This is a genomic window from Parashewanella tropica, from assembly GCF_004358445.1.
Taxonomy (GTDB): domain Bacteria; phylum Pseudomonadota; class Gammaproteobacteria; order Enterobacterales; family Shewanellaceae; genus Parashewanella; species Parashewanella tropica.
Genome location: NZ_CP037951.1, coordinates 2666290 through 2688771 on the forward strand (window position 1 = coordinate 2666290; position 22482 = coordinate 2688771).

The following is a 22482-nucleotide window of genomic DNA, read 5'->3' on the forward strand; positions in this document are numbered from 1 at the left end:
AGTTTGTCAGTGGTTTTGCTAAATTAGCAAAATACGGATCAGCTTATGTATGTTGAAACTCCAAGTACGTGCCAACAATGTGTACTTATTTTACTAACTCTACGCAATATTTCGTCGGCAAGGGTTCATCTACAAACTTCGTTGAAAAGTCATACATTGCACCCTTTTCGATGCAAACAGTTTTCAAAACCTCTTCGATCCGTTGTTGAATAGGAACTTCGAAGTCTTCAGCAATACGAGCTTGAATAAACGCTGCACGAACACGAAAGCTGTAACTTTCTGAGATAAAATCTACATAACGAAACTGACGATCAACTTGAAATTTCTCTGAAAACGATACCTCAAAATGAGCACCAATATTCTCTAATACTTTATTGATATCTTTATACATTTAATAAACCTCCGTTGTTTCCATTTATAGATAACGCTCGTGTAATTTGGATGTCCCAAAGAGCCTGAGAGCTATTTGATGCGTTTGTTAGCACTCAGACTCGTATTCTTTGTCGATATCTTTAGCTATTTCTATAAGTTCATCGAACTGCTTCTCGACAAAGCTTACAAATATATAAGCGTCTTTTTCATTTAATGTTGATTCCCCATTAAAGTAGAGTTCTAGCTGTCGAAGTGGGTACTCTAACTGCTCATAGTGAAAGTTAACTGAGTCATAAACACCCCATTCAGAACGTGATTCAAGAGCATTTTTAAAGTCCTCCAAAACCTTAGATACCATAGCCAAATTGACTTTACCTAATGCAAATGATTCTCTCGTATATGTAGCCTCATAAATTTTTCCCAAGTGATAACTCAATGTTTGAGGGAATGAGTCTTCAAGTTTATTGTCTTTGTGCATTAATCGATGCTCCATTTCTTGCTTTTTAAGTTCATCCACCACTTGCTTTAATAGTTCAGCAATATATTTTCCCTGAGTTTCTATCAACGAAGGAATGCTAACGGTTGTAAACTTAGGTTCTGATGAATTAGAGAATGACGTCACCATTTGGAAGCTAGCAGGACTCAAAGAGATGCGAGATATAAAGCAAGACTTATACGCTCCATTTTCTTTTTGAGATGTGGGGTGTCCCGCGGCACTATTTCGTATAATTCGAATTTCGTCTAGTTGCTTAGGAGGCTTTATGTTTTTCAGGTCTAATGAGTCAGCAATATGTTTTGCAGCATCTTGCTGCAATAGTAAGGTTTGCAAAACTCCATAAACGACAAGATAACTTGCTCCGTCACTCTCGGTTGAGCATAAATCGGGATATGCTTCTATTGCTAACTCGGTATCACCTACAAGATCAAGCGCTGAACACAATTTGTTCCAGTTTGCTTTATTCCCCATGATTTGAAACTGCCGCCTAGACGCATTGATGTAGTCTCTAATTTCTGATTCTAGCTTCCTGACCATACTCTCTCCTGATGAACTGATAAGAGTGCTAACAATGTATTAGATCCCAAAGTTGGGATAAAACCCCACTTTGGGAATTTTTACGCATCTATTGAACACTAGCTTTTTGCATAATTTATTGTTTTGAATAGAGTATCAGAATATGCAACAAAACCACTAATGAGAAAGCATGACAAGGCATGGTATTTCTACATACCTTTCATTTTACATTACGAAATCTATAGAAAACTCTCTAGTTGGGAGTTATGAGGTTTGTTATCGCTAACTCGAAAAGGGGCAGAAATAAGTTAAAGCTACTCCAAATTACCCTGCAGGCTTCAGAAATTCCCATGGCAAAGTTGTTATTCATCGTTGGTGAAAAATAGCGTAAGCGCAGCATGGACGCTGCGCTAGTTTCCGAGCTACATGGATGTAGCATCGGAAACGTTAGTTATTTTTTATCATAAGAGGAATAACGGTTAACTTTGCTGGGCGGCACGGTGAGTTCCAAGAGAGGGGTTGCTGGTGACCCCTTTCTTGGTCGGGTGTGGGCTGTCAGCACACGACTTTGTAAACTTCGTAGAAGTTTTGCTTTATTGAAATGAAATAGCCAATTCCATGTTTAGTATCAAAAAGTCGCTGGGCACCTGTCTTCTCAGGTGCGACGATATAAAAAGCTTCGGGACAACAATGACTCCCAAGCCCGCCACAACATAAGAAAGCCTATTGATTCAGGTGTATCGACAATTACTCGCCCTTCAAGCGTCTATCCAACTGATCTTTCAAGTTCGCAGGAACACCTTTGATCAAAATAGTATTGGACACAGGATCATAAATCACTCGCTCGCCTAAATGATTACCATCAAAGCTTAAGCTTACGCCACCACCTGTACCTGAAAATTTTTTAAGCTGACGTAGGGTTGCTTTATCGGCTGGAAACTCTTCATCAAGTTCATACTCACCAGTGTTGGCAAAGTCGTAAAATGAATCCATACCGTCTTCGCTGATTTCTTCTGCCAAGGATTTCAAATCAATGTCTAAGCCTTCGTCGCTGCGTTCTTTACAAAAGTCGAATACCTTTTCACGTACTTCTTGACGCTCTTCTTTGGTTAACTCATTACCCGCGACAAAGTCTTCCACAGCATTCATCAGATTTTTGTTTTGAACTTTGGTGTTTACACCTTCAACACAGCCCATAAAATCCAAGAAGAAGTCAGCCACTTTTCGCCCTGCTCTGCCACGAATAAACGAAATATACTTTTTCGATTCAGGATCCGCCTGAAGCTCGGTTAAGTCGATTCGAGCCGCTAACTGTAGATTACTTAAATCTAAATGGTTATTTTGAGTCAGCTCCATATCATCAAGCACCGTCATCGACGATTTAGCATTTAATAACGCCACAAACAAAAACTCACTGGCTAAACTGGTGTAGCATGCCATTAGCAAGAACCCGCCTTGGCTAAAGTCGTATTTAGCTAATTCATCTTGCAACAACTTACCTGCTTTACCTGAAAGCTCTACGAAACCTAAGTTACCTGTTCGGTATTCATTCAAAGCCTCAGAAAATGCATTATTAGGCTCAGCATCACTGCCTTCTGGCACACCAAAGTGTCCAAAGCCTTTTCCGGCTTTACTGGTATAAGTTTGATGTAGCTCTTCTAACATCACTTCTACCGCTTGGCCGTTTAGCAGCGGCTGCGGACGTAAGCGACAAGAAAGCTTGCCCTCATTGTTTTGAACGATTTCGTGAATAATGGCTTGGTCGATGGTAATTGTCATAAGTCGTGATAGTCAGGTAAATTTTGGGTATTATATGCCGCTAATTCTTTTCTTTGTGAAACATTTTTTATGGCTATTAAATCAAAATACGATAATCAGCAAGTAGAATCCCTTATTGCTGAGGTTCTAGCAGTACTTAATAAACACGATACCTCAACCGATTTAAGCTTGATGGTATTGGGCAATTGCGTATCTCACCTATTACAAACAAAAGTCCCAGAAGCCGCTCGCGCTGCTATTACAGAGCAATTTGCAAAAGCTTTAACTCAATCAACAAAATAATTCATTTAATCAATGAGTTTGTGCTATATACTCGTGATAGGTGACGATGCATTTTCAGGTATCACCAGTATTACAAACGGGCAAACCTTAACAGGCCAAATTTGAATGCAAGCAGATATTTTTGAACGAAAAAAACAATTAGGGCGTGACAAGGTGTCTAACCTCATTAACTGGGGACACTGGTTTGCATTTATTAACGGCCTGTTAGCTATGTTGATTGGCTGGCGTTACATCGCCAGCATTGGTGAGCCTGAAACCCTTATCAGTATCACTTATCTTTCACTGTATACCTTGGGTCAATTTACCTTTTTAGCCTTTATTGTCTATCTGGTATTTATTTTTCCAATCACCATCTTCCTACCATACTCTCGTATACTTAGAGGGTTTGCAGCAATTGTTGCCACTGCAGGGTTGTGCACCTTAATTTATGACACCGTTGTTTATGGCGATTATGGCTTGCACCTCAGCCCTTTTGCTTTTGAACTGGCATGGGGAGATATCAGCTCAATAGTGCAAAGCACTTCTTATCTTGCGGTTCCTATCGCAATATTGATCTTTCAGTTAACGCTTTCTAATTTTCTTTGGAAACGCATCGTTAAAATTCAAAGAAAAAATTATGGTCCTAAAGTTCTTTTCGTTGTCGGAGCTGCATTTATTAGCAGCCATTTAATCCATATATGGGCCGATGCGACCAATTATATTGATATCACCCGTTATGACGATGCTTACCCAGTTTCTTACCCAGCAACGGCTAAAACCTTTATGGAAAGCCACGGTTTTGAGCGCTCGACTCAAATTAAGCGTCCACAAGGTGAGAAAGTATTAAGCTATCCTATGGCACCTCTTCAATGCCACGCAGGCAGTAAGCCGAATATTATGATGATCATAGTAAAAAGCTTACGTAGTGATGTCGTCAACGCAAATACCATGCCATTTTTGACTGATTACGCTCAAAAAAATGTCTCATTTACTCAGCATTTTACTGGTGGAACTCACTTCAATAGCAGTATGTTCTCTTTGCTTTACTCACTACAAACCAGTTATATGGACAACACTGCATTTGACTATACCAGCCCGATTTTTACTAGAGAGTTAAAGAAAGAAGGCTACCACTTAGAGCTGTTTGCTAATCAAGAGCAACTTGATTATTTACAACCCAAAGCAATGTTCGCTGATTTTGATAAAAATCTAACTCGTTCCCACACAAATAGTACCGTTTCAGATTTGGCAAAATTGGGAGCCTTTCAAGAGTGGAAGCAGAAGCAATCTAGCCCATGGTTAGCCATGATCACGCTTGACTCAACCTCGACTTACGACACTCCTGTAGGGTTTTTAGGAATTAAAACAGTAAAAGCGCCAAAGGACTATTCTCCAGCACAGCGAGTTTTGTTCAATCAATATCGTCAATCAGCCCATTTTGTTGATAAACAAATTGAAATGCTGGTAGAAAGTTTACCGAAAAATACTGTAGTGGTTATTGCTGGTGTTAATGGCAATGTGTTCAAAATTAACGATAATAACTACAAAGATTTATTATCTCCAAATAACGTAAACGTTCCACTCATCATGCATCTGCCCAATACAGCAAGTAGAACGATCAACTATCGCACTAGTCACTATGGTTTTGTTCCAACCATGCTGACTCAAGTGTTTGGCTGTACTAATCCCGTATCTGACTATAGTAGCGGCAACACCTTATTCAGCCCGAGTGATAATAACTGGGTTTATGTTGGTGATCAGCGTATTTTTGCTATTTACCAAAAAGACGAAACGACCATTATCGACCGTCATGGAAAATACCGTATTTACGACCCAGAGTTTAAAAATAGAATCAAAAAGAAAATGAGTGCGCCTGAGTTAATCCAAGTGATGCGTGAAGGTCGAAGACTTTACAACAAATGATAAAGTAAAGGTTGGTATTCCCATGTGGATTCAAAAGCGATTTTCAATCTCGCCTAAAAAGCGTGGCTTTCATTTAATTACTGAAGAAGTCATTGCTCAACTTCCCGAGTTGAAACAATACAAAGTTGGGTTACTGAATGTGTTTATTCAACACACTTCTGCTTCATTAACCATTAATGAAAATGCCGACCCGACAGTAAGGCAAGATTTTGAGAGCTTTTTTAATCGCAAGGTGCCTGAAAATGAACCTTATTATCGTCACACTTATGAAGGAAGTGACGATATGCCTGCTCACCTGAAAGCAAGCCTACTCGGTAATAGCGTTACGATTCCAATTTCAGACGGGCGATTGAATATGGGAATGTGGCAAGGAATATACCTTGGAGAGCACAGAGACTATGGTGGTAGCCGAACTTTAGTTGTGACCCTACAAGGTGAACTGAATTGAGAGTAAATAATTACTCTCAATTCAGCCACAATGATTAGGTTTTCGAATTGATTCTACTTTTCAGCAATATCTTAAGCACTTTATCACTTGGATATCCATCAGCGATTAATCCTTTCTTCTTTTGAAAGTTTTGTAGTGCCGCAATGGTACGAGAACCGATAATTCCATCAGGCTTACCTGTATCATATCCTAATGCATTCAAGGACTGTTGCATGGCTTTTAGTTCATCTCTGGGTATTCTCGGTAACTTGGGTGGTTGTATAACTAATTGAGTCGCACCTGCTATTCGGTCTGCAAGATGCCCCACAGAGATTGCGTAAAATGAGCTGTTATTCCAGCGCATAATCGTCTTGAAGTTATTGTATGCAAGGAAAGCAGGTCCTGTGTGACCTGATGGTAAATAGAGCCTTGCTTTCATATTAGCAACGACTAATGGACGGCCGTCAGCCATTCTAACACCAAGCTTTTTCCACTTTTCCAAATCGTATACTTTTTGCTGTCCTATCGGGCTAAAATCAAATCCTTTGGGAAGTTTGACTTCCCTGCCCCAGCGTTCAGCTCGTGTCCATCCTAAGTGTTGTAAAAAGTTAGCCGCTGACGTTAGCGCGTCTATCTCACTATTCCATAAATCGGCTTTACCATCTCCATCGGCATCTACAGCATATTTGGCATAAGCACTCGGCATAAATTGAGTATGCCCCATAGCGCCAGCCCATGAACCCGTCATTTTTTCGTAACTAAAACCGTTTTTTTGTTTGATTTTTAAAGCTTGCATAAGCTCTTTTGTAAAGAACTTACCACGCCTTGGTTTACACGCTAATGTCACTAACGAATCAATGACAGGCCTCTTACCTTTGTATCCACCGTAGTTGGTTTCGAGTCCCCAAAAAGCAAGAATATATTGTCCGGGGATACCATACTTAACAGTAAGTTGATTAAGTAGCTTACGATGTTTCTTCCAAAGAGCTTGCCCTTTTTGAATCCTCCATGCATTAACCCTACGATTAAAATAAGTTTCAAAAGTAGCGCTAAATTCAGGCTGATTTTTATCAAGTTTTACAACTTTTGGTCGAGGTTTTACTCGATCTAAAGAGTCTTTAATTGTCGCTTGTGTTATCCCTTGAGCTATTGCCTTTTCTTTTAAATTTGAGAGACACTGGTAAAACTCAGCTTCTTGTGAAAACACTGATGTAGAGCTAAATAAGAGGCTGAATGCGATAAGGCTCGTCCTATTCATAAAAAATGCTCCTAAATTTCCTGTTCCTAAGGGTTAGCAAGGCATTATAATGCCAGTAATTCAATTGCCTTTGAGAGTACATTATGACAGAAATCACACCAACCCTAACGGCTTTTATTAATAACATCGAAGAATCGCAGTTATTTTGGGCATTACTAGATGAAACTGGCGAAGGCTGGGTCGTTTGTGATTCATCAGAATATGAAGATACTGACGTAATGCCAGTTTGGTCTTCAGAAGATGAAGCCAATAAGCATTGTATTGAAGAATGGTCAGCGTACAAACCTGCGGCAATCAGTATTCGTGAGTATCTTGAGATCTGGGTTGACGATCTAAACAATGATGGTGTGTTAATGGGAATTAATTGGATCCTTGATGGCGATTGTCATGAAATTGACCCTATTGAACTTGCCAAACACTTAGTTGAAATTGAGGCTGAGGAACACTAATCCTTCACAAAAAGCCGACCAATTAGTCGGTCGGCTTATTAGGGGCTGTTGATCTTTCAGGATTAAATTTTGTGCTACTTGAGCACTTTTCTGTTCAAGGCGTGAGCAGTGAAGCTTAGCTATCTAAGCAAGCTGGTCACAACACAGAACAGGAGGTGCTCAAAAGCATCAAAGACAGCGTAAATTGGTCACTTCTGCTGCGTTATCGTTTGTTTATGTAAAGTAACTACACTGCACAAACTCTGCCTTGCATAAGATAACCAATTTATCGCTGCAAAAATAATCACGAAAGCTCAACAGCCCCTAGATTTTTCTTCATCCGACAGCAAAATTAATCTAAATTACATGTTTGATTAATCATTGAGCGATATACTGATCTCCCAACTCTATACAGAGAACAGCGCTATGAAACAGTCAAAGTTATTTAGCATCATGTTCATCGGTAGTATGGTTAGCGCCTCAGCATTTTCTTCTTCGCTTCCTTGTATTTCTGATATCCAAGGTAACGGCTCTCAGAGCTCACCCTACGTGATTCAGAACAATACTCAGTATTGCAATTTGCAAATTCCAGCAGGATCGACCACTTATTTTGTATATCAAAACCCTGCTGAAGCTATGGGAGTGTTTGAATTGCTTTATGACGATAATGGCAGTCATGGAGCTATATCGGGACATATTGAGCAATCAGGTAAATGGCTCTCTACGCCATATAATATAATACCGTCAAAAAATGATGGCTCAGTTCCAAACTTTGAATATTATTCGATATCTCCCATGAAATCTGGGAAATGGATTATGACAGTAAGTGCCGATAAATCAGGCCCGCTTACTCATGCTAGTTTTAGTGCTTTTGTATTTTATGGGCAGCCAGATAATCCATATCAGCTAAATTTCGCTCACAAGCCCCATAGTACAACGCAATAATCGACAATACATCTCGGAAGGCTTTTATTTTTTAATAAAAGCCTTCATTGAACTCTTATATTAAACCGCAATAACTTCTCTTAAGCGATCTTGCACCGCTTCAACTAAAGCATCTGGTTGAAATTTAGAAATAAAGCGGTTGAAGCCAACTTTTTCTGCCAAAGCATTATTAAAGCTGCCGCTTAAAGAAGTATTGAGTACGACATGTAAATTTTTGAGATTTTCATCTGAACGGATTTCATGCACCAGTTTGTAGCCATCCATCTCTGGCATTTCAGCATCACTGATCATCATTAGAATTTCATCAGTTACACGCTTGCCTTCCTGTTGCCACCTTTTAAGCATGTTTAGTGCTTGGAGCCCGTCTGAAGCCTCAAGAACTTCGATTCCTAATGGTGTTAAGGTTTCGACAATCAAGTTCCTAGCTGTTGCAGAGTCATCAACAACAAACACCTTCCTACCATACATTTCTTCAACAAGTTGATTATCTAGTACTTCTTTGGAAACAGAAACATCATACGAAATAATCTCAGCAAGTACTTTTTCAACGTCAATGATTGATACCAAGCGATTGCTCCCTTGGTGATCAACTCTTGTAATCGCTGTCAGGTAACTATTTTTTCCTACTGATTTTGGTGGAGGCAGGATATCTTCCCATGTCATGTTGATGATATGTTCAACATCCCCAACTAAGAAACCTTGTACCGTTCTGTTGTACTCGGTAATGATGAGATTAGGGTTTTGATGTTCTGGTAAGTGGGTAAAACCAATAGCCTTACGTAAATCGATAACGGGTATCGGCACACCACGAATGGTTGCAACCCCTTCAATATGTGGATGACTTCCAGGCAAAGAACTTAATTGAGGAAGCTTAACGACTTCTCGCACCTTGAACACATTAATTGCAAACAATTGAGTAGCATTGATTTTAAATAATAATAGTTCTAGGCGATTTTTACCCACCAACTTTGTACGTTGATCGACACTGGTTAATACGTTCGACATCTACTTCTCTGGCTTATCATTTTATTATTAATTATTTATCGGGCAGTCTATTGCGAACTTTAGAGTTACCCTACTTTTCGAGCCAAAATTCTACCAGAAAAATTATATAGTTGTTTATCTTCAATGATTTCAAAGCCAGAATGGAGTAACTGTGCCTTTAGCTCTTGATGATCAAAGCGATTAGTTTGCGGATGCTCAAAAAACACATTGGCTAATGGATTACAAATGGCTTTACGATACAAATCTTCAATTACGAAATAGCCCCTAGGTTTCAATACGCGATTCACTTCAACTACTGCCTGCTGCCAGTTAGGAATATGATGGAAAACCGCAAATTCGAACACCATATCAAATTGTTCATCTTCAAATGGCAACTGCTCCGCATCAGCCTGTTGGATGAGTATCTCATCAGAACCTTTAAAGCGCTTTTGAGTTGCATATACCATCTCATCATCAAAATCAACGGCTGTGATATGAGCAGGGTTTAAATGTCGCCTGATTAGTTCAACACCATTACCAAAACCACAGCCAATTTCTAGTACTGAACTTGGCGTTTGCGGTGGGCGAGCAAACATCGACATCAATCTAGGCATTTCAATATGATTTTGAACCCAAAATCGAACTGGATTATTTACGATAAACTTCTCGAATGTGTTTAATTTCATAAAATTATGACTTTTTCCTACATTATCTCACAGTATAACTGGCTCACTGAAAACTAGGGGGGTAAGATATTCGTGAAGCTTCAAAATGCACCTTTTTAAGTTTCATTAAACTATACGCGATAAATAGGAAACGGGATGACTGAAACAACATACTCTTTAGATGACATACGACTTCGTCTTAACGAACTTGACGACGAACTTTTAAGTTTACTTTCTGAGCGTCGTAAGATGAGTCTTGAAGTAGCAAAGAGTAAAGTGCAAACAGCCAAACCCGTACGAGACGCAGTTAGAGAACAACAGCTCTTAGTTAAACTGATCAATGCAGGTAAAGATAAATATGAACTGGATGCCGAGTACATCACTAAACTGTTTCATACCATCATCGAAGATTCTGTATTGTTACAGCAATCCTATTTACAAAATTTAGCGAACCCTGAAACGTGCCGTAAGCCATTAGCAAGAGTCGCTTTTCTTGGCGATAAAGGCTCATATTCGCACTTAGCGAGCCAAGAATATTTCAGTCGTAAGAACACTGATTTGATTGAACTAAATTGCCAGCATTTTAGAGAAATTATCAAAACCGTGGAATCTGGTCATGCCGATTATGGCGTGTTACCGATAGAAAACACCAGTTCAGGTTCAATCAATGAGGTTTATGATCAACTTCAACACACAACATTGTATATAGTGGGTGAATTGACACTTCCGATTGAGCATTGTTTAGTCGCCACTTCCGAAACAAATATTGAAGCGATAACCACCCTATACTCTCACCCACAACCTTATCAACAGTGCAGTGAATTCATTAGTCATCTTGATGACGTAAAAATGGTATCTTGTGCCAGTACTGTGGACGCTATGAATAAGGTAAAAGAGCTAAACAGCACAGATACAGCCGCAATAGGCAACGCTTCGACAGCTAAGCTTTATGGGTTACAACCAATTAAAGGCAATATTGCCAACCAAACAGAAAACCATACTCGCTTCATTGTTGTAGCTCGTAAGCCTGTAGAAGTTTCTTCACAAATTCCAGCGAAAACTACCTTGATAATGTCAACGTCTCAACAAGCTGGCTCTTTAGTTTCTACTCTGCTTGTATTGCAAAAATTTGGCATCAATATGACTAAGTTAGAATCTCGTCCTATTATGGGGAACCCATGGGAAGAGATGTTTTATGTGGATTTAGAAGCTCACTTAAACGATGAAAATATGCAGCAAGCGTTAGCAGAGTTAACTAAGCTAACCACTCATATAAAAGTGCTGGGCTGTTATCCGAGCGAAAATGTAAAGCCTACACAGGTGAGACTGTAATAGGTATCACTTTTCATCAACACAGCACTCAGCTTTTAAAAAATCAATAACCGCATCTAACGTTTGGTATTCTGCAATACAAAACAAGGTGCGGCTTTCTCTTTGTTGACGAAGTAAGCCCGCTGAAATCAAACCGGAAAGATGGTGGGAAAGTGTCGAGCCGGGAATAGACAGACTTTCTTGAATCACGCCAACAGCAATCCCCTTTTCTCCAGCCCTAACCACTTGCTTGTAGATTGCTAATCGAGTTGGATGACCGAGTTCTTTTAACGCTTTAGCAGCGGTTTCAATATTCATAGTGTGATCTCAGTTTAAAATATATTTCCATATTACTAGAAATAACTTGTAATAGCTATGGAACAAATATATATTTCGAACATTCCAGAAATATAGGTTTAAATTATGTTTGATCAAACTTCTGTATACAACACCCTTAACATGTTTGCTTTTCTAGCTATCGAGCTAAGTATTTTGTTTCTTGTGATCAGCTACATCGTAGGAATTCTTCAGGAATATATACCTCCTGCAAAAATTCAAAATATTTTGAGCAGTAAAAATGGAAAAGGTTACATCGTTGCTGGCTTTTTAGGTGCAATTACACCATTTTGCTCATGCTCCACTATTCCTTTTTTAAAAGGGTTAATCCGAGCACAAGCAGGATTTGGCACCATGATGGTATTTCTATTTGCTTCGCCACTTTTGAATCCAATTATCATTGGACTGTTTACCGTAACCTTTGGCTGGAAAGTAGCACTGTTTTATTTTGTTATGGCCATGAGTGTGTCTGTCTTAGCAGGATATTTACTGGAAAAGCTGGGCTTTGAAAAACATATCAAAGCTGAAGCTTATCTTGAGCCTAAAACGGCGCCAAAATGCTGTGGAAGTAAGCCAAAACCCGTTAATAAATGGTCTAAAATTTGGAAAAGTACATGGACGGATTTCAAGAAAGTTCTTCCTTATTTGTTTGGTGGTATTGCCATTGGCTCGATGATTTATGGATTCATGCCTGCTGAATTTGTCGCTAAGTTTGCAAGTTCTGACAATCCATTTGCCATTCCAGTAGCGGCTGTAATTGGTATTCCACTTTACATTCGGGCTGAAGCCGTTATTCCTCTAAGTGCTGCATTAGCCGCAAAAGGTATGGGATTAGGAGCGGTAATGGCATTGATTATTGGTAGCGCTGGTGCCAGCTTAACGGAAGTCGTTCTTTTAAAATCAATATTCAAAAATCAGATCATTATGGCGTTTTTATTTATTGTTATCGCTATGGCCATCAGTGCAGGGTATCTCTATTCACTCGTATTCTGAAGGGGAATTATGAGTGGTTGATCTTTTTAACCACTCATCACCTTCCATTAAGCCCCTGTTGAGTTAATCCATCTGATAATGCAAAAAAGCACTCAGCATAAAAACAAAATGCCTCAAAATAATCCTGATAAAAATACAGTTAATTGTTTAAATTTTCTTAATACTTATCAAACTCACGAAGTCAGTAACCAACCTGAATGGCCTCGGGTTAACTTATTCTCAAATGATCAAATTTTACAATTTTGGCTTAAAACCTTTAACGGAAATTGGGGAACTCAACGCCTAAGCATAATGGGGAAATTCTACGGGAATGAAGGCGTAGAACTAGGTGAACAAGCCAATCAACTCCCTCCTAAATTACAAACTCATGATCGCAACGGAAATCGAATTGATGTAGTCGAGTACAACTCAAGCTACCACCAATTAATGCACTATGCCATTGAGCATAAGATACACGCGCTCCCTTGGACTGACGATAAACAAGGTTCACATGCTGTACGTGCAGCAATGGAGTTTCTTCATATGCAAGCCGATGCTGGCTCTGGCTGCCCGCTCACGATGACCTTTGCTGCAGCGGCAACGTTAAAGCATTGCCCATCCCTTGCTAACATTTGGCTTCCGTTATTACTGTCTAATTCTTACGATGGCTCCGATCGCCCATACTTTGAAAAACAAGGCATCACTATCGGAATGGCCATGACTGAGAAACAAGGCGGTTCTGATGTTAGGCGTAATACCACTTTTGCTTCACCCATCAATAAGCGCGAAAATGGAGCTGCATATTTACTTGTTGGACATAAATGGTTTTGTTCTGCTCCTATGTCTGATGCTTTTTTCGTTCTAGCGCAAACCGACAGCGGATTATCCTGCTTTTTACTTCCGAGATGGACACCAGAAGGTGAAAAAAATCGGTTCCAAATTCAAAGATTAAAAAACAAGTTAGGCAATCATTCTAACGCATCATCCGAAATCGAATATCGCGGCGCATTCGCATGGTTAATCGGAGAAGAAGGTGCTGGTGTAAAAAGCATTATTGATATGGTATCTCTCACTCGCTTTGATTGTATGGTTGGCTCTTCGGCATTAATGCGTTCAGCTTTATCTCATGCCCTTAACTTCACTACTCAAAGGCACGTTTTTAAGTCAGTATTAAGTAAAACTCCACTGATGAAAAATGTATTAGCTGATTTAGCACTTGAATCAGAAGCTGCAACAGCGCTTTCATTTAGAGTCGCTCATGCACTTGATAAGCAAGATATTCCAACTGAAAAAACATTTATTCGATTTGCCACAGCCGTAGGTAAGTATTGGATTTGTAAACGCGCACCACATTTTATCTACGAAGCAATGGAATGCATTGGTGGAATTGGATATATAGAAGACAATTATTTACCCAGACTTTATAGAGAAGCACCAGTAAATGCGATTTGGGAAGGCTCTGGAAACATTCAATGTCTGGATTTGATGAGAGCGATAATGAAACAACCTCAAGATCTAGATAATTTATTAACCTTATTAAAAGGCGCTTCTGGTCGCTACGATAATTTCGATCTCTTTCTTTCAGAATTCATTGATAACAAAGAGTTGATTACTCAAAAAGAGGGGCAATTGAGGAGCGTAATAGATAAACTTGCTAAGTTACTCATAGCGAATACGCTCATTATTTATGGCGAACCTAAAGTTGCAGAAATTTATTGCATGGAAAAGCTAACGTCTTCATGCAGCAACAGCATAGGGACGCTTTCCGAATCTGTAGACTTTGATTTTTTAATTGAAAGGGCTTTATTAATCTAACAGCAACCAAAAAAAAGAGCACTCTAGATAGAGCGCTCTAAATGCTAAAATTTTCGATTAATATCGATTATATGTTAGCCAAAGCTTCTTTACATAGCTCAGTAATCTTATTCCAATCACCTACTTCAATCGCATCTGAAGGTGCGATCCAGCTGCCACCAATACAATCAATAAAGTCTAGCTCAAGGTAGTCTTTATAGTTTTTAGGTGAGATTCCGCCAGTCGGGCAAAAACGAATGTCTTTCGGAAGTGGTCCAGCAAAGGCTTTTAATGTTTTCACACCACCTGAGGCTTCCGCAGGGAAGAATTTTAAGTGCTTATAGCCAAGCTCTAAGGCGGTCATGATTTCAGAAATCGTAGCCACACCAGGGAACATAGGGACGCCAGATTGTGTACCTGCTTTCAATAAGTCAACAGATGCACCGGGAGTAATAATAAACTCTGAACCCGCATCAATCGCTTGTTGAAGCTGCTCTTCATTCAATACGGTACCCGCGCCTACTAATGCTTCAGGCACTTCTTGCTTGATTAGCTTAATTGCTTCTAATGCACATTCAGTTCGTAAGGTAATTTCTAAAACAGAAATACCACCGGCAACTAAAGCTTTTGCTAAAGGAACGGCATGTTCAAGCTTTTTTATCACCATTACAGGAACAACAGGACTGCGTTTAAATACTTCAGCAGGTTGTAAAGACCAATTATTATTTACCATTTTGTGTTCCTTGTATTAATACAATTCATCAACTGCTTGAGTGCAACGTGCACCTGTTTCAGGGCTACTTAAATTACTTCTCAGTGCACTAAATAGCTCGCGACCCATTCCATAGTGAGACTTTCTTAAATCGATGGTTTCTGCTTCACGATTGGATAATTCGTTGTCATCAACCAATAAAGACAATTCACCAGTTGTCGCGTCGATTCTGATCAAATCATCATCTTTGATTTTGGCAATCAAACCACCGTCAATTGCTTCAGGCGTTAAATGAATGGCAGCAGGGACTTTACCTGAAGCACCAGACATGCGACCGTCGGTGAGTAATGCCACACGGAAACCTTTATCTTGCTGAGAGCCTAGCAAAGGGGTGAGTTTGTGAAGTTCAGGCATACCATTGGCTTTTGGTCCCTGCCCTTTTACAACCACAACACAGTCCTTATCTAAACCGCCAGCATCAAAAATAGCTTGAAGCTTGTTTTGATCATCAATCACAACTGCTGGCGCTTCAACAACACGGTTTTCAGGTTGTACGGCAGATACTTTAAGTACAGCGCGACCTAAATTACCTTTCATTAACTTCAAACCGCCATTAGGCTGAAACGGAGACTCAACACCCGTCAACACTTCTTTATCTAGGCTTTCTGTTGGACCATCAACCCAAATTAATTCACCATCGATTAACTTTGGTTCCATGGTGTATTTATTTAGGCCGAAACCAGCAACTGTGTTTACGTCTTCATGCAACAAACCTGCATCCAGTAACTCACGTACTAGATACGCCATACCACCAGCCGCATGGAAGTGGTTTATGTCGGCATGACCGTTTGGATATACACGGGCTAAAAGCGGCACTACATCAGATAATTCAGAAAAATCATCCCAGTTAATGATAATGCCAGCCGCTCTCGCTGCTGCAACAATATGCATGGTTAAGTTGGTAGAGCCACCAGTCGCAAGTAAAGCAACAATGCCGTTGACTAAAGACTTCTCATTAACAATTTCACCGATTGGTGAATATTGAGCACTGTGCTCAGTCAAACGACATACTTGATGCGCAGCTTTAGTGTTTAATGCTGCACGTAGCGGATCATCAGGATTCACAAAAGAAGAACCTGGAAGTTGAAGTCCCATGACTTCTAGCATTAACTGATTTGAGTTAGCCGTACCATAGAAGGTGCAAGTACCCGCACTGTGATATGACTTAGATTCCGCTTCGAGCAGTTCATCACGCCCCACTAGACCTTGAGCGAACTTTTGGCGAACGCGCGCTTTTTCTTTATTTGGAATACCCGACTTCATTGGTCCAGCTGGAACAAACAGCATTGGTAAATGACCAAAACTCAGCGCACCAATTAATAAACCAGGAACAATTTTGTCGCAAATTCCTAGCAATAAAGCACCATCAAACATATTGTGAGATAGACCCACAGCTGATGCCATTGCAATGATTTCACGACTAAGTAAGCTTAACTCCATGCCCGGTTGACCTTGAGTCACACCATCACACATTGCCGGTACACCACCAGCAACCTGAGCAACACTGCCTACTTGATTACAAGCTTTTTTCAGTATTTCAGGGTAATCAGCGTAAGGCTGATGAGCCGAAAGCATGTCATTGTATGCGGTAACAATACCGATATTGGCCTTATTAAATTGCTGTAGCGACGTTTTATCTTCTGAGCTACAAGCTGCAAAGCCATGTGCGAGGTTACCGCAACTTAACGAACTACGATGAACACCTTTTGCTTGTGCATCCTTCAAAGCTGCAAGATAGTTAGCGCGCGTTTCTTTGCTACGCTCAATAATCCTGTCAGTAACGGATTGAATAACTGAATGCATGTTTGCCTCCTACGGGCATATTCAATTTATCATGTTTCTCAATTACCATGCCTGAACAAACAAGCATTCACCGCCTTACTCAAAACAAAGGCTGAAGTACCATAAATTGGAATAGGTAAGCTTGAGAAAATTAACAACTCCAATAAACATCTACTGGGGTTTGAGATTGAGAAAGCACTGCTCGAATCGGCATCTCGCTCACATCGTCACTTCGCTGAGCTTGGCGATACACATCAAGCTTAGACTCACCCACTAAATGTAAAAATACTTGGCGACTAGAAAGGATCCTTGGTTTAGTCAGAGTAATACGCTCATGTGGAGCACTTGTAGGAGTTACTGCAACACAAGTCTTTTCACTTGTGAGCGCATTTTCTAACTCTGACGATGGTGCACATGGGAACCATGAACACGTATGACCATCATTTCCCATACCTAAAATGACAACATCAAACTTGTCTGGGAAATGCTCCAATTTTTCACTGGCTAATGCCGCACCTTCAACAGCCGTTGCGAACATATTTTTAAGACCAGTAAATTTGGCAGATGCTGCTTTATTTTGCAGTAAATGCTCACGCACTAACGCTTCGTTTGAAGCTGAGTCAGTTGCATCAACCCAACGCTCATCTGCAAGCGTGATATATACACTCTGCCAATCAATATTTTTGTTACTCAATAACTTAAAAAGTGCAACCGGCGTTGAACCACCTGAAACGACTAAACTGGCTTTCCCTCGGTTGTCGACACCTTCTTGTAATAAGGTCGCGATTTTGTCAGCAAGTTTTTCTGCCAATTGTGTGGCACTATCAAATGACTTAAATACCGCTTCTTTCATTGTATTCATTCCAATATTTTGTCATTGCAAGAGAGACGAACTCTCTTGCTAGCAATAAGGTTACTCGTCCCAAGAACGACCGTCTTTACTGATCAAAGCGACTGAAGCAACAGGTCCCCATGAGCCCGCAGGGTACGACTTAGGCTTTTCACCAGCGTGATCCCAAGCATCCATAATTCCGTCTACCCACTGCCAAGCTTGTTCAACTTCATCACGGCGAACGAATAAGGCTTGGTTGCCATTCATTGCTTCATGCAATAATCGTTCGTAGGCATCTGCAATACGGTCGTTTTTAAAAGTATCCGAGAAACTTAAATCCAACTTGGTGGTTTGTAAGCGCTGCTTTTGCTCTAGTCCTGGTACTTTATTCATCATCTGAATTTCCACACCTTCATGTGGTTGAAGACGAATAGTCAACTTGTTTGGTGGCAAGTTACGATAGCTATCACGATATAAGTTATGAGGTGGATTTTTAAAGTAAACGACGATTTCTGAACTCTTAAATGGCATACGTTTGCCACTTCTTAAGTAGAATGGCACGCCAGCCCAACGCCAATTATCAATATCGACTCTTAAGGCAACAAAGGTTTCTGTATTTGAATCAACATTTGCCCCTTCTTCTTCCAAATAACCCGGAACCGCTTTTCCTTCTAAGAAACCTGCACTGTATTGTCCACGAACTGTATTTTCATAAACATTATCTGAATTGATACGACGTAATGATTTCAGTACTTTTACTTTTTCATCACGAATGCTGTCAGCATCTAAATCTACAGGTGGATCCATTGCAACTAAGGTAAGGATCTGTAACAAATGGTTTTGGATCATGTCGCGCATCTGACCCGCTTTATCAAAGTAGCCCCAACGCCCTTCGATACCTACGGCTTCAGCAACGGTAATTTGCACATGATCAATCGTGCGGTTATCCCATTTCGAAGCAAAAAGAGAATTGGCAAAACGAAGTGCAATCAGGTTTTGAACCGTTTCTTTACCAAGGTAATGGTCGATACGATAAATTTGAGATTCGTTAAAATAAGTAGAAACTTGGTCGTTGATGACTTTTGAACTTTCAAGATCATTACCAATTGGTTTCTCTAAAACCACTCGAGTTTCAGAGTTGATCAACTGCTGCTCGTTTAGGCAACGACAGATATCACCGAATAGGAAAGGAGGCGTTGCAAAATAATTGACCATAACTCGTTTATTGAGATCAATTATGTCATGAAATTTCTCGTAACTTTCAGAATTGGTAAATTCAGCGCCAATATAAAAGCAACGCTCAATAAACCTTGCTAAAGTGTCTTCACAAAGGTCTTCTTTTACAAATGTTTTAAGCGCTTCGGTAACGCGCTGATGGTATTCATCTTGACTAAAATCGTCTTTAGCAACACCAATAACCCTTGTATCTTCAGCCAGTAAATTCGCTTTATCTAGCTGATATAAAGAAGGCAATAGTTTTCGTCTTGCTAAATCGCCTTTAGTACCAAACAATACAAAATCACAAGCTTTAGCATCTGAGCTTTTTTTACTCATCACCAACCACACTCCTTTCAATATCTGTGACACTTGCCAGAGAAAATTGGCAAATCCTCACACAATTTTGTTGTAATATAACAACAGAACCGAACAAATGCACCTGCAAATTGAAAAAATGCAAGATTTATCATGTAGCCAGTTCTGATCAAAATCTGGTATTCTTTTTGTTCATTAATTACTGTAGTTATAAAAATCTTTTCAGATTTGATACAAAAAGTTACGCGCATGCTACCAAGCACAATTATTTGTTATTGGTATAACAGTTCATTTCAGGGAAGAACATATAGTTAAATCAATATAGATTGGCTGCATTGAAAGCACTAATTTATGTCGATTTAGCTATAGAATTATTACAACTTATATAGAGCGGACACATATAGCATGAACACCCTAGAAAAAGTTCAAAACAGTCTAATCCACTTTAGTAAATCAGAGCGTAAAGTTGCTGAAGTAATTTTAGCTTCGCCTCAAACGGCCATTCACTCAAGCATAGCAACCTTAGCCAAAATGGCAGATGTAAGTGAGCCAACGGTCAACCGCTTTTGCCGCCGCCTAGACACTAAAGGATTCCCTGACTTTAAACTGCACCTAGCCCAGAGTCTGGCTAATGGTACACCTTATGTAAGTCGACATGTAGAAGAAGATGACTCAGCTGATTCATATACCACCAAAATCTTTGAATCATCAATGGCTTCTTTAGATTTAGCTCGTCAAAGCCTTGATATGAATGCGATCAACCGCGCCGTTGATATCCTTACTCAAGCTAAAACCATTTCATTCTTTGGTCTTGGTGCATCTTCGTCTGTTGCTCACGATGCTCAAAACAAGTTTTTCCGCTTCAATGTGCCTGTTATTTGCTTCGATGATGTATTAATGCAGCGTATGAGCTGTATCAACTGCAATGATGGTGATGTTGTTGTACTTATCTCGCACACAGGGCGTACTAAATCTCTTATTGAAATCGCTAAGCTTGCCCGTGAAAATGGAGCCGCCGTTATCGGCATTACAGCTCGTAATTCACCATTATCACTTGAGTGTACTTTAGCGGTTACTATGGAAGTTGGCGAAGATACTGATGTCTTTCTACCAATGGCATCTCGCTTGGCTCAACTGGTTGTAGTTGACGTACTATCAACCGGCTTTATGTTACGCCGAGGCCCACGCTTTAGAGACAACCTAAAACGTGTAAAAGAAGTATTAAAAGAATCACGAATCAACAAAGATTTGACCGAATAGTTCAAATTATGACAGAAGTTCGACCTGGACTTCTGTCATTTATTCTCAAAAAATTTTGTGTTTGCTCACAAAAAATTCTTTTCATCCTCTCATTTTGGTGTAACTTTCCTACATTACAATCAGAACTTTGGTAAAATAATTCAAAATTATTCGAGATGCAGGCTTTCAAGATTGTACCCAACGCCACGATTTTGAATATTTGCATGTCGAATAGTTTTTACTTTTAACCTAAAACATCAGTTAGCTACGTTTTCAAGTGAAAACGTTTTAGGTTTAACAGAATTCTTTCATAAATTTGATCCATTAACGGAGTTTCTCATGTTCCGCAGAACTAAGATCGTTACCACCCTTGGCCCAGCTACTGACCGCGATGACAATTTGCGCAAAATCATTGCAAAAGGTGCAAACGTTGTTCGTCTAAACTTCTCTCACGGCTCACCAGAAGACCATTTAAAACGAGCGACTGATGTAAGAAATATCGCTAAAGAACTTGGTGTTAACGTGGCTATTTTAGGTGACTTACAAGGCCCTAAGATTCGTGTTTCTACCTTTAAAGACAACAAAAAAGTCCAACTAGATCTTGGTCAGCCTTTCGTTCTTGATGCAGAGCTTGCAAAAGGTGAAGGTGATGAAAACCATGTTGGTATCGACTATAAAGAACTTCCAGATGACGTAAACATTGGTGACATCTTGATGCTTGACGATGGCCGCGTTCAATTACGTGTTGAAAAAGTTGAAGGTCGTAAAGTTCACACTACCGTTACTGTTGCCGGTCCTCTTTCAAACAACAAAGGTATCAACAAGCAAGGTGGTGGTCTTTCTGCTGCTGCACTTACTGACAAAGATAAAGCTGACATCATCACTGCAGCTGAAATCAAAGTTGATTATCTAGCCGTTTCTTTCCCACGCACAGGCGCTGACTTAGACTATGCTCGCCGCCTAGTTAACGAAGCGGGTCACAACCCAATGATCGTTGCTAAAGTTGAACGTGCAGAAGCCGTTGAAACTCAAGAAGCTATGGATGATGTGATCAAAGCGTCTGACGTTGTAATGGTTGCTCGTGGTGACTTAGGTGTTGAAATCGGTGATGCAGCTCTTGTTGCTGTTCAAAAGAAACTGATCCAACGTTCTCGTCAGTTAAACAAGGTAGTTATCACTGCGACTCAAATGATGGAGTCAATGATCACTAGCCCAATGCCAACTCGTGCAGAAGTGATGGACGTTGCAAATGCGGTACTGGATGGTACCGACGCAGTAATGCTTTCTGCGGAAACCGCTGCTGGTGACTTCCCTGAAGAAACCGTAACAGCTATGGGTAACGTATGTGTTGGTGCAGAAGCGCACCCAAGCATTCGTGTTTCTAAGCACCGCCTAGACCAAACTTTCGATTCAGTAGAAGAAACGATTGCAATGTCTACCATGTATGCAGCAAACCACCTAAACGGCATTAAAGCGATTATTGCGCTAACAGAGTCTGGTTCTACACCTAAACTTATGTCACGCATCAGCTCTGCCCTTCCTATTTTTGCACTTTCTCGTCACGAGAAAACGCTTGCAAAAATGGCTCTTTACCGTGGTGTTAAGCCAGTTTACTTTGACTCGACTCAGCACAGTGCTGACGCTCTAGCAAAAATGGCTTTAGAAGAGTTAGTTAAGTCTGGTGACCTACAGTCTGGTGATATGGTTCTAATGACGAAAGGTGACGCAATGGAAACCATTGGCGGCACGAACACTTGTAAGGTTTTGATTGTAGCTTAATAGCCACTGTTAACTTGTGATTAAAGGAAGCCATATGGCTTCCTTTTTTATAGCGGTTCCAGAGCAAGAGGCATCAAC

21 protein-coding genes are annotated in these 22482 nt (G+C 40.1%); 10 read left to right on the forward strand and 11 right to left on the reverse strand.

From position 1 onward, the window contains the following. Nucleotides 1–85: 85 nt before the first annotated feature. The 3 genes from E2H97_RS11710 to yejK all read right to left on the reverse strand — a co-directional run bounded on the left by E2H97_RS11710 (nt 86) and on the right by yejK (nt 3163). Nucleotides 86–391, reverse strand: coding sequence for a hypothetical protein (locus tag E2H97_RS11710; protein WP_133407311.1), 306 nt, complete (start codon nt 389–391; stop codon nt 86–88). 87 nt (nt 392–478) lie between these two features. Then, complete coding sequence (locus tag E2H97_RS11715; protein WP_133407312.1) at nt 479–1405, reverse strand: hypothetical protein; 927 nt, start codon at nt 1403–1405, stop codon at nt 479–481. Nucleotides 1406–2131: 726 nt separating this feature from the next. Further along, nucleotides 2132–3163: a nucleoid-associated protein YejK gene (gene yejK, locus E2H97_RS11720; RefSeq protein WP_133407313.1), complete on the reverse strand. Its 1032-nt coding sequence runs from the start codon at nt 3161–3163 to the stop codon at nt 2132–2134. Nucleotides 3164–3232: 69 nt separating this feature from the next. On the opposite strand from yejK, the gene E2H97_RS11725 reads away from it, so the two are divergent. The 3 genes from E2H97_RS11725 to E2H97_RS11735 all read left to right on the forward strand — a co-directional run bounded on the left by E2H97_RS11725 (nt 3233) and on the right by E2H97_RS11735 (nt 5795). After that, complete coding sequence (locus tag E2H97_RS11725) at nt 3233–3445, forward strand: YejL family protein (RefSeq protein WP_133407314.1); 213 nt, start codon at nt 3233–3235, stop codon at nt 3443–3445. 117 nt (nt 3446–3562) lie between these two features. Further along, a complete protein-coding gene (locus tag E2H97_RS11730; protein WP_133408631.1) occupies nt 3563–5347 on the forward strand; it encodes a DUF3413 domain-containing protein in 1785 nt (594 codons plus the stop codon). 22 nt (nt 5348–5369) lie between these two features. Next, a complete protein-coding gene (locus tag E2H97_RS11735) occupies nt 5370–5795 on the forward strand; it encodes a secondary thiamine-phosphate synthase enzyme YjbQ (RefSeq protein ID WP_133407315.1) in 426 nt (141 codons plus the stop codon). Nucleotides 5796–5829: 34 nt separating this feature from the next. Here the strand turns inward: E2H97_RS11735 and E2H97_RS11740 are convergent, their stop codons facing one another. Continuing rightward, nucleotides 5830–7032 carry a lytic murein transglycosylase gene (locus tag E2H97_RS11740; RefSeq protein WP_133407316.1) on the reverse strand — a complete coding sequence of 401 codons (1203 nt, stop codon included), beginning with the start codon at nt 7030–7032 and terminating at the stop codon, nt 5830–5832. 83 nt (nt 7033–7115) lie between these two features. Between E2H97_RS11740 and E2H97_RS11745 the strand changes: the two genes are divergently transcribed. Both E2H97_RS11745 and E2H97_RS11750 read left to right on the forward strand, forming a co-directional pair. Further along, nucleotides 7116–7481, forward strand: coding sequence for a DUF2750 domain-containing protein (locus E2H97_RS11745; protein WP_133407317.1), 366 nt, complete (start codon nt 7116–7118; stop codon nt 7479–7481). Nucleotides 7482–7886: 405 nt separating this feature from the next. Further along, complete coding sequence (locus E2H97_RS11750) at nt 7887–8405, forward strand: hypothetical protein (RefSeq protein WP_133407318.1); 519 nt, start codon at nt 7887–7889, stop codon at nt 8403–8405. A 60-nt stretch (nt 8406–8465) separates the two neighbouring features. Here E2H97_RS11750 and E2H97_RS11755 read toward each other — a convergent pair whose 3' ends face one another. Both E2H97_RS11755 and E2H97_RS11760 read right to left on the reverse strand, forming a co-directional pair. After that, on the reverse strand, nt 8466–9410 hold the full coding sequence (locus tag E2H97_RS11755; RefSeq protein ID WP_133407319.1) for a chemotaxis protein CheV: 945 nt from the start codon (nt 9408–9410) through the stop codon (nt 8466–8468). Nucleotides 9411–9475: 65 nt separating this feature from the next. Continuing rightward, nucleotides 9476–10075: a class I SAM-dependent methyltransferase gene (locus tag E2H97_RS11760; protein ID WP_133407320.1), complete on the reverse strand. Its 600-nt coding sequence runs from the start codon at nt 10073–10075 to the stop codon at nt 9476–9478. Nucleotides 10076–10210: 135 nt separating this feature from the next. On the opposite strand from E2H97_RS11760, the gene pheA reads away from it, so the two are divergent. Next, nucleotides 10211–11386, forward strand: a complete 1176-nt coding sequence (gene pheA, locus E2H97_RS11765) for a prephenate dehydratase (RefSeq protein WP_133407321.1) — start codon at nt 10211–10213, stop codon at nt 11384–11386. 6 nt (nt 11387–11392) lie between these two features. Here the strand turns inward: pheA and E2H97_RS11770 are convergent, their stop codons facing one another. Beyond that, nucleotides 11393–11683 carry an ArsR/SmtB family transcription factor gene (locus tag E2H97_RS11770; RefSeq protein WP_133407322.1) on the reverse strand — a complete coding sequence of 97 codons (291 nt, stop codon included), beginning with the start codon at nt 11681–11683 and terminating at the stop codon, nt 11393–11395. Nucleotides 11684–11788: 105 nt separating this feature from the next. Here E2H97_RS11770 and E2H97_RS11775 point away from each other — a divergent pair, with 105 nt between their 5' ends. Together E2H97_RS11775 and E2H97_RS11780 are read left to right on the forward strand one after the other, a co-directional pair. After that, nucleotides 11789–12694: a permease gene (locus E2H97_RS11775; RefSeq protein ID WP_133407323.1), complete on the forward strand. Its 906-nt coding sequence runs from the start codon at nt 11789–11791 to the stop codon at nt 12692–12694. A gap of 108 nt (nt 12695–12802) precedes the next feature. After that, nucleotides 12803–14488: an acyl-CoA dehydrogenase family protein gene (locus E2H97_RS11780; RefSeq protein WP_133407324.1), complete on the forward strand. Its 1686-nt coding sequence runs from the start codon at nt 12803–12805 to the stop codon at nt 14486–14488. Between the two features lie 67 nt (nt 14489–14555). On the opposite strand, the gene E2H97_RS11785 is transcribed toward E2H97_RS11780, so the two are convergent. The 4 genes from E2H97_RS11785 to zwf all read right to left on the reverse strand — a co-directional run bounded on the left by E2H97_RS11785 (nt 14556) and on the right by zwf (nt 19407). Continuing rightward, nucleotides 14556–15200 (reverse strand): bifunctional 4-hydroxy-2-oxoglutarate aldolase/2-dehydro-3-deoxy-phosphogluconate aldolase, encoded by a 645-nt coding sequence (locus tag E2H97_RS11785; RefSeq protein ID WP_133407325.1) that lies wholly within the window; start codon nt 15198–15200, stop codon nt 14556–14558. Between the two features lie 15 nt (nt 15201–15215). After that, nucleotides 15216–17042 (reverse strand): phosphogluconate dehydratase, encoded by a 1827-nt coding sequence (gene edd / locus E2H97_RS11790; protein ID WP_133407326.1) that lies wholly within the window; start codon nt 17040–17042, stop codon nt 15216–15218. 130 nt (nt 17043–17172) lie between these two features. Next, nucleotides 17173–17874: a 6-phosphogluconolactonase gene (gene pgl, locus E2H97_RS11795; protein WP_133407327.1), complete on the reverse strand. Its 702-nt coding sequence runs from the start codon at nt 17872–17874 to the stop codon at nt 17173–17175. Between the two features lie 60 nt (nt 17875–17934). Continuing rightward, nucleotides 17935–19407 (reverse strand): glucose-6-phosphate dehydrogenase, encoded by a 1473-nt coding sequence (zwf, locus tag E2H97_RS11800; RefSeq protein ID WP_133408632.1) that lies wholly within the window; start codon nt 19405–19407, stop codon nt 17935–17937. Nucleotides 19408–19791: 384 nt separating this feature from the next. Here zwf and E2H97_RS11805 point away from each other — a divergent pair, with 384 nt between their 5' ends. Then, on the forward strand, nt 19792–20646 hold the full coding sequence (locus tag E2H97_RS11805; RefSeq protein ID WP_121838069.1) for a MurR/RpiR family transcriptional regulator: 855 nt from the start codon (nt 19792–19794) through the stop codon (nt 20644–20646). Between the two features lie 318 nt (nt 20647–20964). Further along, entirely contained in the window at nt 20965–22404 is a 1440-nt protein-coding gene (gene pyk / locus E2H97_RS11810) for a pyruvate kinase (protein ID WP_133407328.1), read from the forward strand. Nucleotides 22405–22482: the final 78 nt, after the last annotated feature.

Coding starts and splice junctions, on each gene's coding strand:
- E2H97_RS11785 (WP_133407325.1), bottom strand. CDS start 15,200: ATGGTAAATAATAATTGGTCTTTACAACCTGCTGAAGTATTTAAACGC.
- E2H97_RS11725 (WP_133407314.1), top strand. CDS start 3,233: ATGGCTATTAAATCAAAATACGATAATCAGCAAGTAGAATCCCTTATT.
- zwf (WP_133408632.1), bottom strand. CDS start 19,407: ATGAGTAAAAAAAGCTCAGATGCTAAAGCTTGTGATTTTGTATTGTTT.
- E2H97_RS11745 (WP_133407317.1), top strand. CDS start 7,116: ATGACAGAAATCACACCAACCCTAACGGCTTTTATTAATAACATCGAA.
- E2H97_RS11760 (WP_133407320.1), bottom strand. CDS start 10,075: ATGAAATTAAACACATTCGAGAAGTTTATCGTAAATAATCCAGTTCGA.
- yejK (WP_133407313.1), bottom strand. CDS start 3,163: ATGACAATTACCATCGACCAAGCCATTATTCACGAAATCGTTCAAAAC.
- E2H97_RS11755 (WP_133407319.1), bottom strand. CDS start 9,410: ATGTCGAACGTATTAACCAGTGTCGATCAACGTACAAAGTTGGTGGGT.
- pyk (WP_133407328.1), top strand. CDS start 20,965: ATGTTCCGCAGAACTAAGATCGTTACCACCCTTGGCCCAGCTACTGAC.
- edd (WP_133407326.1), bottom strand. CDS start 17,042: ATGCATTCAGTTATTCAATCCGTTACTGACAGGATTATTGAGCGTAGC.
- E2H97_RS11780 (WP_133407324.1), top strand. CDS start 12,803: ATGCCTCAAAATAATCCTGATAAAAATACAGTTAATTGTTTAAATTTT.
- E2H97_RS11770 (WP_133407322.1), bottom strand. CDS start 11,683: ATGAATATTGAAACCGCTGCTAAAGCGTTAAAAGAACTCGGTCATCCA.
- E2H97_RS11805 (WP_121838069.1), top strand. CDS start 19,792: ATGAACACCCTAGAAAAAGTTCAAAACAGTCTAATCCACTTTAGTAAA.
- E2H97_RS11710 (WP_133407311.1), bottom strand. CDS start 391: ATGTATAAAGATATCAATAAAGTATTAGAGAATATTGGTGCTCATTTT.
- E2H97_RS11750 (WP_133407318.1), top strand. CDS start 7,887: ATGAAACAGTCAAAGTTATTTAGCATCATGTTCATCGGTAGTATGGTT.
- pheA (WP_133407321.1), top strand. CDS start 10,211: ATGACTGAAACAACATACTCTTTAGATGACATACGACTTCGTCTTAAC.
- E2H97_RS11740 (WP_133407316.1), bottom strand. CDS start 7,032: ATGAATAGGACGAGCCTTATCGCATTCAGCCTCTTATTTAGCTCTACA.
- pgl (WP_133407327.1), bottom strand. CDS start 17,874: ATGAAAGAAGCGGTATTTAAGTCATTTGATAGTGCCACACAATTGGCA.
- E2H97_RS11715 (WP_133407312.1), bottom strand. CDS start 1,405: ATGGTCAGGAAGCTAGAATCAGAAATTAGAGACTACATCAATGCGTCT.
- E2H97_RS11775 (WP_133407323.1), top strand. CDS start 11,789: ATGTTTGATCAAACTTCTGTATACAACACCCTTAACATGTTTGCTTTT.
- E2H97_RS11735 (WP_133407315.1), top strand. CDS start 5,370: ATGTGGATTCAAAAGCGATTTTCAATCTCGCCTAAAAAGCGTGGCTTT.